The following is a 12,391-nucleotide window of genomic DNA, read 5'->3' on the forward strand; positions in this document are numbered from 1 at the left end:
GCTTTCTCAAATGGACACAGCCGTTTGGTAGCGCGCGCTCTAAATAATTCTCGAATCGACCGGGGGAACTATCTTTTAGGGGCGTGCTCATTTCAGCGGACGATATCCATGTATAGGAAAAACCCAGAGAATCCGGACTTCTTTCGCATCGCAGGTGAGATGCGGGCTGCGTTGAATTCGGTGGATTGGAACGCGACGTCGCTGGGGCCGTCGCAGAAGTGGCCTGAGAGTCTGAAGAGCTATCTGTCGGTGATCTGGGAGTTGCCGACGGCCGCGGTCATCTTTTGGGGGGAGGAGTTCATTCAGATCTACAATCAGGGTTATGCCGATATTATGGGGCCGCTGCGTCACCCAAAATACCTGGGGGAAAAAGCTGAGCATTGCTGGCCCGACACCTATCCGGTGCTGCTGCCATGGATGCATCTAGCCATGGAGAAGGAGGCGTCGAAGACGTTCGAGCGTACCCACCTAAAATTGACCCGCCACGGCTTTGAGGAGGAAGGGTATTTTACGTTTACGTTCAGCCCACTGCGCAATGATATCGGCGAGGTGGGTGGGGTGCTCCAGATCGTTGTTGAGGTGACAAAGTCAGTGCTCGCCGAGCGCCGGGCCGAGACGCTTTGGGCCCTGACGCAGCATCACCGGGGGCGTGACGTCTTGGATGAGGCTATCAGTGTAGTCGCGGACAATGCGTTGGATATCCCGTTTTCACTTGTTTATCTGTGGAATAGTACGAGTCAGCGACTCGAACTCTCCGGGCAAACGGGGTTTGAGGAGAGCGATGCCCGCGCAAAGGAGATGGACGGACTTTTTGAGTGCGCGACACAGGTTTGCCGGGGCGGTGAGCCGAAATATCTCGAGGATATCGGCGATTTAATGCCGACGCCGCATATCAACGTATGGGGCGACCGCACGCGCAGCGCCTTTGTCGTGCCGCTTCAGCGCTCCGCCAGCGGGCGGTGCCGCGGCGTCATCTTCTTCGGGCTGAGCACGCGTATGCACTTCGACGCGGCGTATCGGGTATTCCTAGAGGAGTCAGTTCGAGCGCTGGTGGTCAACCTGCAGGCAGCCCGGGCGCGGCGTATTGAGGTGGAGTTAATCGAGCGTGAGCGTGCCGCGCGGCGCGAGGCTGAGTTTCAGCGCGAGGACCTGGTGCGTCTATTAACCCAGGCGCCGGCGCCGATGATTTTGTTGCGCGGCGCGGATATGGTCGTGGAGTTAATCAATGCTCATGCGTGCCGAATTTGGGGCAGAGAGCATGACGCGGTGATTGGTCGGCCGGTTTTGGATGCAGTGCCCGAGGTTCGCGGGACGGTTTACGACCGGATGCTTCAGGAGGTCTTTGAGACGGGCGAAACCCAGGCGGGACGAGAGCAGCGATTTGAGATCCTTGCTGCGTCGGGTGAGGTGGAGGTCAGCTACCTGAATTTCGTCTATTCGCCGCTACGCAGCCCTGCAGGGGAAGTGGACGGGGTGCTTGTTCTCGCGTTTGACGTAACCGAGCAGGTCCGCGCGCGCCACGAGGTCGATGGGCTGCGCCACGCGGCCGAGGCTGCGAATCGGACCAAAGACGAGTTTTTGGCCATGCTCGGCCATGAACTGCGAAACCCGCTCGCCCCGATCATTACGGCGGTCGAGTTGATCGAATTGCAGGGGGGCGAGGCCTTTCGCGTTGAGCGCGATATCATCAAACGCCAGGCCGAGCATATGGTCACGCTCATCGATGACCTGCTGGATATATCGCGCATCACCCGCGGCAAGGTCGAGTTAAACCGCACCCGGGTGGATATGCGCGATGTCGTGTCTCAGGCGATTGAGATGAGCGCCCCGCTGATGGCAGCCCTTCGCCATGATTGCGGCACCGACATCGCTGATGAGCCGCTGTGGGTCGATGGGGACCCGGCGCGGTTGGCTCAAATTGTGTCGAATTTGCTCACGAACGCCGCGAAATATACGCCGGCTGCTGGTAGGATAACCGTGCGAGCAGAGCGCGAGGGGGATTGCGTGGTGGTGAGGGTAAAGGATAACGGCATCGGCATCAGCCCGGAGATGATGCCAAAGATATTCGACTTATTTATGCAAGAGGGGCAGTCGCTGGAGCGCGATGAAGGCGGGTTGGGGTTGGGGTTGGCGATTGTGCAGAATTTGGTCACGCTGCACGGGGGCACGGTTGAAGCGATGAGCCCCGGGCGTGATCAGGGGAGTGAGTTCATCGTGCGGCTTCCGGCGCTGACCTTGTCGGGAGACGACGCTGAGCCGGAGGCGCCCGGCGGGCGGCTCGAAGAGATGGGTCAGCGCAAATCGCGGGGGTATCGTATTCTCGTGGTCGACGACAATATCGACGCCGCCGCCGCGCTGGGGTTGTGGTTGGAGCTCGAAGGGCATCAGGTGCAGGTTGCCCATGACGGGGAGGAGGCGCTGGCGCAGGTGGAGCATTGGGCGCCGGACCTGGCGCTGCTCGATATCGGGTTGCCCCGGATGAGTGGGTATGAGCTCGCCCAGCATCTCCACGCCTGCCCGGGGCTCTCGGAGTTGCCGATCGTCGCTATTAGCGGCTACGGGCAAAAGGCCGACCGAGAGCGCTCGCGCCGGGCGGGGTTCTTCGCGCATCTGACCAAACCCGTCGGCCTGGAGCGACTCGGTCCGCTCATCGAGTCGCTCCTATCCGACGCGCCCCCGGCGGACTGAAGAAGGCGCGCGGCGCGGGCGCACCTTAGTCCCAGGAGCGCGCTATCTGCAGGTTTCGATAGCTCTGGTTGAGCATATCCATTTGCATCATCTCGGTTTGCATCCGCAGGCCGGCGTTCGGGTCGAATTTATGCGATTTGTTCGCGCGCTTCTTGGAGCGTTTCGCCTGCCGGGCCGCTCGCGCCTGGCTATCCTTTGCCTGAGCAATCTTTTTTCGCATCACCAGATAATCGACGAGTTGCTTTTGGTATTTCTCGCGTGTCGCTGAATCCGTCGCCTTCCTGGACTTGAGCGTGATCTCGTCCATCCACTTCTTTTGGTAGCTCTTGGTAAATGCCTGTTTTTGGGTGTCGTCCAGGGCGTTCCATTGCCCGTTGAGCTTGCTCCAGGCGACGGGCATTGTGCTCATCTGGCGCTGCTGGGCGGCGGAGAGGCTGGCCCAGAGTTTGGTGATCTTGAGCTTGAAGGCTTGTTCGTGTTTGGCCTGCATTTTGAAGCCAGGCTGATCGTAGAGCAGGCCGGTTTGAAATTGTAGGAACTCGAAGGTCGCGTTGAGGACTTTGGCCGAGGGGCGTTTGGTGTAGCCAGGCTCCTGCGTTTTCTCGGAATAGAGCAGCGAGGCGAGCAGGCCGCCGTAGGACGACCCGACCAATATGAGCTGACGGAGTCCCCGGGTTTCGCGCTCAATTTTTTCAAATCGCGCCCAGATATCCATGCCCTGAAAGTCGGGAGAGAAGACGTGGAATGACTCGCTGAGGCGTTGATATTTCGAACCGTGCGGACCCGATTCGAGTCCATGAAAAAAGTAGACTACCGGCTCCGCTTCCATCGCATCGCGCGGTGCTCTGAAGTCCGACATGAGGTTCACGCAGCGCGTTAGTTCATCGGCGAGGTAGCCGGGATTTTTGAGCAAGAAAATATTTGAGAGCACGCGATAATACCACAAAACACTCGTGCGATTGGCTGAGAAACGCTCCCAGAATCGATCGCCCTCGACTTGCAGATCGGCCACGATCGCCCGGGCATTATAGACCTTGTCGCAGAGCGAGACCAAAAGGATGGGGGAGTCGTTGGGGAGGGCGTGGAGGTGGTCCAAATAGGTCTGTTTTCGCGCGGACCAGGACAGTTTGGGATCGCCCGCAAACTGGGTGCATCCGTCAACAATCGTGGCCACGCGCGGGCCAAATTCGCCCAAAATCTGCGCGCGAATATCAGGCACTTCGTCGATATAATCCTCGACGGCGTCGTGCAGCAGAGCGGCGATGACCTGTTTCTCATCGCCGCCGTAGGTGCCGACCAGCGAGGCCACGCCCATCAGATGGTTGATATACGGGACGTCTTTGCCCTTTCGGGTCTGATCGCGATGAAGCTTCGAGGCGAAGGCGAAGGCGCGGTCAAATTGTTCGGAGTAGGACATGGGGTCGTCGGGTGTGGAGTCAAAGCGGGAATGAGTGGTGACGCTCCTCTCGGACAAAAATGAGGTGTCGGGAGCGTCTTAATCGGCATGCTTCTTCACTGGAGCAGCCACTCAAAGCCGGTCGAGTAGCTCAGATTATTATAGTCCATGCGCTCATTTTCGAACGCGAACTTAATGCTGCTTTGGGCGACTGTCGGGCAGCACACCGTCGCCTGGCGCTCGACGACGCGAAAAATTTTCTCGCCGGGCTCGGTGAGCGAGAGTCCCATAAAAGTGTCCGCGGCGACGGCGCTGACGGCGACGGTTTCGACCCGTCCGGCATAGGTATAATCGTAGACGCTGACAACCTCTTCGTCGGCGACCGCGTCGACGGACTGACCGTCGATGATGCAACTGGGTTGCTGCTGTGAGATCGGCTCGTCATAGATGCGCGCGGTGCGCAGGGTAATCTGCGCGCAGGACTCGCCGTCACCCACGCTCGCGAGGATTGCTTCGTCGATGACGGCGTCGTGGCGGATATCACCTGGCACTTCTTCGACGCGATCGGCGGCCGCAAAATAATTCTGCAGGCGCGCGTATTTCGTGCCGATATGATCGCGACTGAGCGCGCGGGAGACGGTGTGGTTGCAGGCGACGGCGCCAGTTAATAGGGCGAGGATGAGGGCAATTCGGGCTGGGGATTTCATACGTCTTCTCGGGAAATATTGCGAATCAATTTTGGAGCTACTCTGCGTGCATTTAGATACCTCAACACCATGGTAGCAAACAAGTTGCCCGCGTGAATGGCCGCCAATTGTGGACGCGCGGAAACCGGACTGGTAGTTTGATGCATCACTAATATGCGTCCTCGCCGCAATCAAACTCCACCGTGGTGCTTTTCATGAATCGATTCCAAAATGTTGAACGGCTCCTTATTTGGATGGCCTTTACGTTGGTGTTTTCAACTGGATGTGAGTCGTCGTTGCGCTCAAATCTTTATGATTCGGGAACCGACGCCGACGCTTGGAGTGTCGAGCAGGACGCTATTGGGGCGCCCGACGATATAACGCCCTCGGAAGATGCATTCGCGGTCGATATCGAGCCAGCCGATGAAACGGACGCGGATGCGTTTTCAACACCCGAAGACGTCACGCCTGCTGATCCCGACGCCTCGTCGACGGATACCGTGACACCCGATCCGGATCCAGATCCAGATCCAGATCCAGACCCCGACCCCGATCCAGATCCCGACCCAGATCCCGACCCAGATCCCGACCCGACGCCCACCGGTCCCCCCACCGCCTATATGGCCGAGATGACTTATATGACCGCCAATATCGGTCGAACCTATTCGGGAAAACCGTTTGTGCAGGGGGTTTTCAATCGCATCGGAGATAATATCGGGCCGAGGTCTGGCCCGAAGTTTATTGGTTGGCAGGAAATCGGCGAGGGTGATCCGTGTGGGGCATCCTGTGAGATCGATGCGCTGCGCAACCGGTTTAAGGCGGACTGGGGATGGACGACGCGCCACCGCAGAGGGCAGCGACCGAACGGGCAAATGGAGCGGGCCAAGGTGCCCATCACCTCCAAAGGGGTTTCGCCCGTCGGGGCCGGCCGGGCGAAATTCGCCTCGCCGGGTTGGGCAGGGGTGAGCCCCACGCGATTCGTGACGGTGGTGCGCTACGGGCCGCGCATATGGTCACGCTCATCGATGACCTGCTGGATATATCGCGCATCACCCGCGGCAAGGTCGAGTTAAACCGCACCCGGGTGGATATGCGCGATGTCGTGTCTCAGGCGATTGAGATGAGCGCCCCGCTGATGGCAGCCCTTCGCCATGATTGCGGCACCGACATCGCTGATGAGCCGCTGTGGGTCGATGGGGACCCGGCGCGGTTGGCTCAAATTGTGTCGAATTTGCTCACGAACGCCGCGAAATATACGCCGGCTGCTGGTAGGATAACCGTGCGAGCAGAGCGCGAGGGGGATTGCGTGGTGGTGAGGGTAAAGGATAACGGCATCGGCATCAGCCCGGAGATGATGCCAAAGATATTCGACTTATTTATGCAAGAGGGGCAGTCGCTGGAGCGCGATGAAGGCGGGTTGGGGTTGGGGTTGGCGATTGTGCAGAATTTGGTCACGCTGCACGGGGGCACGGTTGAAGCGATGAGCCCCGGGCGTGATCAGGGGGAGTGAGTTCATCGTGCGGCTTCCGGCGCTGACCTTGTCGGGAGACGACGCTGAGCCGGAGGCGCCCGGCGGGCGGCTCGAAGAGATGGGTCAGCGCAAATCGCGGGGGTATCGTATTCTCGTGGTCGACGACAATGTCGATGCGGCCGCCGCGCTGGGGTTGTGGTTGGAGCTCGAAGGGCATCAGGTGCAGGTTGCCCATGATGGGGAGGAGGCGCTGGCCCAGGTAGAGCATTGGACGCCGGACCTGGCGCTGCTCGACATCGGCTTGCCCCGGATGAGTGGGTATGAGCTCGCCCAGCATCTCCACGCCTGCCCGGGGCTCTCGGAGTTGCCGATCGTCGCTATTAGCGGCTACGGGCAAAAGGCCGACCGAGAGCGCTCGCGCCGGGCGGGGTTCTTCGCGCATCTGACCAAACCCGTCGGCCTGGAGCGACTCGGTCCGCTCATCGAGTCGCTCCTATCCGACGCGCCCCCGGCGGACTGAAGAAGGCGCGCGGCGCGGGCGCACCTTAGTCCCAGGAGCGCGCTATCTGCAGGTTTCGATAGCTCTGGTTGAGCATATCCATTTGCATCATCTCGGTTTGCATCCGCAGGCCGGCGTTCGGGTCGAATTTATGCGATTTGTTCGCGCGCTTCTTGGAGCGTTTCGCCTGCCGGGCCGCTCGCGCCTGGCTATCCTTTGCCTGAGCAATCTTTTTTCGCATCACCAGATAATCGACGAGTTGCTTTTGGTATTTCTCGCGTGTCGCTGAATCCGTCGCCTTCCTGGACTTGAGCGTGATCTCGTCCATCCACTTCTTTTGGTAGCTCTTGGTAAATGCCTGTTTTTGGGTGTCGTCCAGGGCGTTCCATTGCCCGTTGAGCTTGCTCCAGGCGGTGGGCATATTGCTCATCTTGCGCTGCTGGGCGGCGGAGAGGCTGGCCCAGAGTTTGGTGATCTTGAGCTTGAAGGCTTGTTCGTGTTTGGCCTGCATTTTGAAGCCAGGCTGATCGTAGAGCAGGCCGGTTTGAAATTGTAGGAACTCGAAGGTCGCGTTGAGGACTTTGGCCGAGGGGCGTTTGGTGTAGCCAGGCTCCTGCGTTTTCTCGGCGCGACGCTTCATCGCGAGGGTCTTGCCCATGGCTTCCAGTCGGAGCGTGTCGCCGGTGAGCTTCGCGCGGAAATCGACGGTTTTGGGGGCGTCGCCGAAGGTGCCCACCAACCACACGTCCGCGGCCAGCCCCCGCACCGCGAGGGTCGTCTTATCCTGAACGCGCACACTCCCCACGTAGGTGTGGGCCTCCTCGCCGCGGGCCAATTTTAGGATGCCTCCGCCGCCTTCGTACACGCCCGAGAATTCGTGCTCGCCGGCGTAGGCCGGCGCGGCCACGCTGATGCACAGCGCGCTTAGGACGAGCATTATGGCGGTTAAAATCGCGTTTGCTTGCGTTCGTTCTTTCATCTTCTCCCTCTCAATGAGTCGTTGTGGCTGGTCTAAATGCGCGCAGAAAATCGGCAAAGTGGCGCGACGCCGCGTTGCGCTGCGGGCGGGAGGTTCCCAACTGCTAACTTCTAGGAGGTATATCGCATGCTAGCACGGTGAGGGGGGCTGCGCAATTTGGGCGCCTGCTCGTGTCGCCGCCGGTTAGTGTTCGCGCGGCGAGTCGGTCGGAGGCGGCAGGAGCCGGTGATTGGGTCGGGCGCGAAAAAATCATCAGATGGAACTCGGGGGGTTGCGCTCGGGCGAAAAGCCTGAGATAGGCGGCGCGGCGGGCGCCGTGTTTCGGGTGCTCAGGCGGCCCCCGAGCTTTTCGTTTTTCGCGCTGGAATAATACGCCGCGCGCATCGTTGCGTATGCGAACCCGGAGCTGGCCGCGCCAGCGTCTTTACAGAGCAATCTTTGCTTACTGCCCTACCGGTTTATCGAAATGAACGAGTTCTTGTACACGACATTCGGCATCACGCCTGAGATCTTCAGCTATGTGGTGCTGCCGCTTTTTATCTTCTTGGCCCGCGTGTGCGACGTCACCCTGTCGACCATCAAGATTCTATTTGTGATGAACGGCGAGCGGCGGATCGCGCCCATTTTGGGGTTCTTCGAGGCGTTTATCTGGCTGCTCGCCATCGGCCAGATCATCACCGACGTGAATAACCCGTTGTCCTATTTCGCCTACGCCTCGGGCTTCGCGACGGGGACGTTTGCCGGGATGTATATCGAGGAGAAGCTGGCGGTAGGAAAGGTCGTTTTGCGTCTGATTATCCGCGAGATTAACGACGAGCTGCTCCACTTCTTGCACGAGAATAACTTCCGCTACTCCCTCATCGACGGCATGGGGCGACGGGGCCGGGTCAACGTGGTCTTCCTCGTGGTGCGCCGCCAGGACCTCGACCGCCTCATCGCGGGCGTCAACGAGCATCAGCCCAACGCGTTCTATACCATCGAGGGCGTGCGCAAGGTGAACGCGATCGACCAATTCTCGGTCTCGTCTTCGCGCCGAGAGTCGACGCCGCGCGCCTAAATCGTCGGCCCAGGGGACCGGGCCTGGGGGCCTGAGTTGGTGTGTTGCGCTGGAGCGCGGAGTGCGTAAAAATGCTGCGCTTCGTTCACCGCTGAATCACTTAAAATTCAAACTCAGGCGCCCTCGCCGCGGTAGTCTGCTGGAGAACTCCCATGACCGACTCGAATTACCGTCGCATCCTCGAAAATAATCGCAAATGGGTCGCGCAACGAAACGCCGAAGACCCGACGTTTTTCCAAAAACTGGCCGCCGAGCAGCACCCCGAATTCCTCTTCGTGGGCTGCGCCGACAGTCGCGTGCCCGCCAGCACCATCATGGGGGTGGAGCCCGGCGAAGTTTTTGTGCACCGAAATATCGCCAACCTGGTGGTCAATACCGACTCGAATTTCGTCAGCGTGCTCTATTATGCCGTCGATATTCTGAAGGTCGACCACGTCGTGGTCTGCGGGCATTACGGGTGCGGGGGCATCAAGGCGGCGATGCAGCCGCGCGACCTCGGCGTGCTCAACGGCTGGCTGCGCGAGATTCGCGACGTCTACCGCCTGCACAAAGAGGAGCTCAACGCCATCGCCGACGAGGACGCGCGCTACCGCCGCCTGGTCGAGCTCAACGTGCGCGAGCAATGCGTCAATATCATTAAGACCGCGGTGGTGCAGCGAAATTACCTGCGCCGCCAGCTCCCCACGGTCCACGGCTGGGTCTACGACCTGGCCAGCGGGCTGATTCACGACCAGGAGATTCCGTTCCAGGAGACCCTCGATATGGTGCGTGAGATCTATGACCTGAAATTGGATGACTGAGCGCGCTCGAGGGGAAAAGAGCCGACCTACAGGTTGTAGTTTGGCGGCGAAGCTCTTTGGGAGGCTTGCTACAGACGGTAGTTTGCGCGCTGGAGGCCAAAAAACCGACCTACAGCGTGTATTTTGCGATCTGAGTGCCAAAACTAAGAGCTTACGCCTCGCCACCCAGCATCGCGATCAACAACTCGGCGGCGCGCCAGGGGGTGTCCTGGCGCTCGGTGAGCGCGTCCATCTCCTGCTTCCACGCCTGCGACCCCATCGCGCGCGCCAGGCGCGCGTCCAGCTCGCCCTGCACGATAAGCCGGATGAGGTGCTCGATGCGGCGCCGGGCGCGCGCGCCCTCCTGGCCCTGGGCGTCGAGCCAGGCGCGGTGCTCTTCGATTTTCTCGAATAATTTGTCCAGCCCGTCGTGCTCGGTCGCGATGGTGTGCACCACCGGCGGGGTCCAGGCGTCCTCGGGCGGGTTCTCGACCAGGCTCATCATGGTCTTGAGCTCGCGGCGCAGGCGGTCGGCGCCGGGGTGGTCGGACTTGTTGATCACGAAGATGTCGGCGATCTCCATGATGCCGGCCTTGGTCGCCTGGATATCGTCGCCCATGCCGGGGACGGCGACCACCAGGTTGGTGTCGGCGACGCGCGCGATGTCGACCTCGTCCTGGCCCACGCCGACGGTCTCGATAATGATGACGTCAAAGCCCATGGCGTCGAGGACCTGGACCAGCGCGGGGGTCGAGCGCGACAGGCCGCCCAGGTTTCCGCGGGTGGCCACCGAGCGGATGAAGACGCCCTCGTCGAGGGCGTGCTCCTGCATGCGGATGCGGTCGCCTAAGATAGCGCCGCCCGAATACGGGCTGGTCGGGTCGATGGCGACCACGCCCACGCGCAGCCCTTTTTGGCGGCAGGTGCGGATGAACGCGTTGACCAGCGTCGACTTTCCGGAGCCGGGGTTGCCCGTGAAGCCGACGATATAGGCGCCGCCGGTGTGGGCAAAGAGGGCGTCGAGCGCGGCGCGGGCGCCGGGGTGTTGGTCGTCGACCTGGCGCATCAAGCGGCCGGCGGCGCGCACGTCGCCGGCCAGGATACGCGCGGTGAGGGTGTCAGTCATGGCGAGGCCCGGGGGCTTTAAGGGAGCTCAGGAGTTCAGGGCGGCGTGGCGCTCGGCGCAGGCTTTGCGCAGGTAGTCGACGACCTCGACGGTCGACGTGCCGGGGGTGAAGATCTTGCGCACGCCCTTGTCGATGAGCGGCTCGATATCCTCGTCAGGGATGATGCCGCCGCCAAACACGATGATGTCGGCGGCGTCCTTCTCGGCCAGCAGGTTGATGAGCTTGGGCATCAGGCTGTTGTGGGCGCCCGACAGGATCGACAGGCCGACGGCGTCGACGTCTTCCTGCAGGGCGGTGGCCACGAGCATCTCGGGGGTCTGGTGAAGGCCGCTGTAGATGACCTCAAAACCGGCGTCGCGCAGCGCGCGGGCGATGACCTTGGCGCCGCGGTCGTGGCCGTCCAGGCCGGGCTTGCCGATGAGGACGCGGTAGGTCGGTTGGGGCGTGTTGGTGGTGCTCATAGGGAGTCTCGGGTTCGGTTTAGCGCAGCTAGGTTTGTCGGATTAAAGGCCGTTTCGGCTCAAGTCGCGCGCGATGACCACGCGCTGGATCTCGTTGGTGCCTTCGTAGATTCGGGTGACGCGCACGTCGCGCAGCAGGCGCTCGACCGCGTATTCTTTGGTATAGCCGTAGCCGCCAAAGACCTGGAGCGACTCGTCGCAGGCGCGCCAGGCGGCCTCGGTCGAGAATAATTTGGCCATCGAGGCCTGGCGCGAGAAACGCCCGCCTTTTTTGGCGGCTTCATTCTTCATCCACGCCGCCCGCAGGCACAGCAGGCGCGCCGCGTCGAGCTCGGTGGCCATGTCGGCCAGCTTGAATTGGATGCCCTGGAAGCGCCCGATGGCCTGGCCGAATTGCTCGCGCTCCTTGGAATAGTCGATGGCCAGGCTCAGCGCCTCGGTGCCGAGCCCCAGGGCCAGGCTGCCGATGCCGATGCGCCCGCCGTCCAGGGCGACCATGGCGATCTTGAAGCCGTCGCCAAGATTCCCCAGCAGCGCGTCTTCGCCGATGCGCACGTCCTCGAAGGTGATGGACACGGTGTTCGAGCCGCGCTGGCCCATTTTCTCCTCGGGCTTGCCGCAGGTGATGCCGTCGTGGGCGGCCGGGTCGAGTAGAAACGCCGACAGCTTCTCGTCGCCCTCGGGCATCTCGGTGCGCGCCCACACGATATAGGCGCCGGCGAATTCGCCCGAGGTGATCCAGGCCTTGGAGCCGTTGAGGACCCAGCCGCCGTCGACCCTGGTGGCGCGGGTGCGCATGCCGGCGGGGTCGGAGCCGGCGCCGGCCTCGCTTAAGCAAAACGCGCCGGCCTGGGCGGCGCCGGAGGTCAGGCGCGGGATAAATTGCTCCTTTTGCGCGGCGCTGCCGAACTTCTCAATCACCTCGCCCACCATATTGGTGACCGCCATGGTGACGGCCACGGCGGCGTCGGCGCGCGCGATCTCGGTGATGGCCAGGCTATAGGCGACCACGCCCGCCTCGGAGCCGCCGTAATCCGCCGCTATATTCACACCCATCAGGCCGAGTTCGGCCATTTTTTTGAGCGCGTCGGCCGGGAATTCCTCGGTCCGGTCGCGCTCGGCGGCGTGCGGGCGAAGTTCGGTGTCCGCGAACCGGCGGGCGGTGTCGCGCACGAGTTTTTGGGTCTCGTTGAGTTCGAAATTCATGGGGCGCCTTCAGGGAAATGGGTGTAAAAAACGTGTAAAATA

General features: G+C 61.3%; 12 protein-coding genes. 6 read left to right on the forward strand and 6 right to left on the reverse strand.

What is annotated here, in order from left to right; genetic code table 11:
• Window positions 1-108 precede the first annotated feature (108 nt).
• Entirely contained in the window at window positions 109-2,688 is a 2,580-nt protein-coding gene (locus DN745_RS03700; RefSeq protein ID WP_111332298.1) for an ATP-binding protein, read from the forward strand.
• Window positions 2,689-2,713: 25 nt separating this feature from the next.
• On the opposite strand, the gene DN745_RS03705 is transcribed toward DN745_RS03700, so the two are convergent.
• Together DN745_RS03705 and DN745_RS03710 are read right to left on the reverse strand one after the other, a co-directional pair.
• Window positions 2,714-4,105 carry an HD domain-containing protein gene (locus tag DN745_RS03705; protein ID WP_111332300.1) on the reverse strand — a complete coding sequence of 464 codons (1,392 nt, stop codon included), beginning with the start codon at window positions 4,103-4,105 and terminating at the stop codon, window positions 2,714-2,716.
• 95 nt (window positions 4,106-4,200) lie between these two features.
• Window positions 4,201-4,791 (reverse strand): hypothetical protein, encoded by a 591-nt coding sequence (locus DN745_RS03710; protein WP_111332302.1) that lies wholly within the window; start codon window positions 4,789-4,791, stop codon window positions 4,201-4,203.
• A gap of 275 nt (window positions 4,792-5,066) precedes the next feature.
• Here DN745_RS03710 and DN745_RS19175 point away from each other — a divergent pair, with 275 nt between their 5' ends.
• From DN745_RS19175 to DN745_RS03720, 3 genes are read left to right on the forward strand one after another with little or no spacing between them, the layout of a single operon-like run.
• The gene (locus DN745_RS19175) at window positions 5,067-5,843 is read left to right on the forward strand and encodes a hypothetical protein (RefSeq protein ID WP_162687352.1); all 777 of its coding nucleotides are present in this window, start codon (window positions 5,067-5,069) and stop codon (window positions 5,841-5,843) included.
• A complete protein-coding gene (locus DN745_RS03715) occupies window positions 5,780-6,280 on the forward strand; it encodes a sensor histidine kinase (protein WP_162687432.1) in 501 nt (166 codons plus the stop codon). The genes DN745_RS19175 and DN745_RS03715 overlap by 64 nt, the downstream gene beginning before the upstream one ends.
• Complete coding sequence (locus DN745_RS03720) at window positions 6,264-6,761, forward strand: response regulator (RefSeq protein ID WP_111332306.1); 498 nt, start codon at window positions 6,264-6,266, stop codon at window positions 6,759-6,761. The genes DN745_RS03715 and DN745_RS03720 overlap by 17 nt, the downstream gene beginning before the upstream one ends.
• A gap of 25 nt (window positions 6,762-6,786) precedes the next feature.
• Here the strand turns inward: DN745_RS03720 and DN745_RS03725 are convergent, their stop codons facing one another.
• Window positions 6,787-7,719, reverse strand: a complete 933-nt coding sequence (locus tag DN745_RS03725; protein ID WP_111332308.1) for a hypothetical protein — start codon at window positions 7,717-7,719, stop codon at window positions 6,787-6,789.
• Between the two features lie 466 nt (window positions 7,720-8,185).
• On the opposite strand from DN745_RS03725, the gene DN745_RS03730 reads away from it, so the two are divergent.
• Both DN745_RS03730 and DN745_RS03735 read left to right on the forward strand, forming a co-directional pair.
• The gene (locus DN745_RS03730; RefSeq protein WP_111332310.1) at window positions 8,186-8,776 is read left to right on the forward strand and encodes a DUF2179 domain-containing protein; all 591 of its coding nucleotides are present in this window, start codon (window positions 8,186-8,188) and stop codon (window positions 8,774-8,776) included.
• Between the two features lie 152 nt (window positions 8,777-8,928).
• Window positions 8,929-9,576 (forward strand): carbonic anhydrase, encoded by a 648-nt coding sequence (locus DN745_RS03735; RefSeq protein WP_111332312.1) that lies wholly within the window; start codon window positions 8,929-8,931, stop codon window positions 9,574-9,576.
• Window positions 9,577-9,727: 151 nt separating this feature from the next.
• Here DN745_RS03735 and meaB read toward each other — a convergent pair whose 3' ends face one another.
• The 3 genes from meaB to DN745_RS03750 are packed head-to-tail and all read right to left on the reverse strand — an operon-like array spanning window position 9,728 to window position 12,349.
• Window positions 9,728-10,681: a methylmalonyl Co-A mutase-associated GTPase MeaB gene (meaB, locus tag DN745_RS03740; RefSeq protein ID WP_111332314.1), complete on the reverse strand. Its 954-nt coding sequence runs from the start codon at window positions 10,679-10,681 to the stop codon at window positions 9,728-9,730.
• A 27-nt stretch (window positions 10,682-10,708) separates the two neighbouring features.
• Window positions 10,709-11,143 carry a cobalamin B12-binding domain-containing protein gene (locus tag DN745_RS03745; RefSeq protein ID WP_111332316.1) on the reverse strand — a complete coding sequence of 145 codons (435 nt, stop codon included), beginning with the start codon at window positions 11,141-11,143 and terminating at the stop codon, window positions 10,709-10,711.
• Between the two features lie 42 nt (window positions 11,144-11,185).
• A complete protein-coding gene (locus tag DN745_RS03750; RefSeq protein WP_111332318.1) occupies window positions 11,186-12,349 on the reverse strand; it encodes an acyl-CoA dehydrogenase family protein in 1,164 nt (387 codons plus the stop codon).
• Between the last annotated feature and the right edge of the window lie 42 nt (window positions 12,350-12,391).

It is taken from the genome of Bradymonas sediminis (genome assembly GCF_003258315.1).
Classification (GTDB): Bacteria; Myxococcota_A; Bradymonadia; order Bradymonadales; family Bradymonadaceae; genus Bradymonas; species Bradymonas sediminis.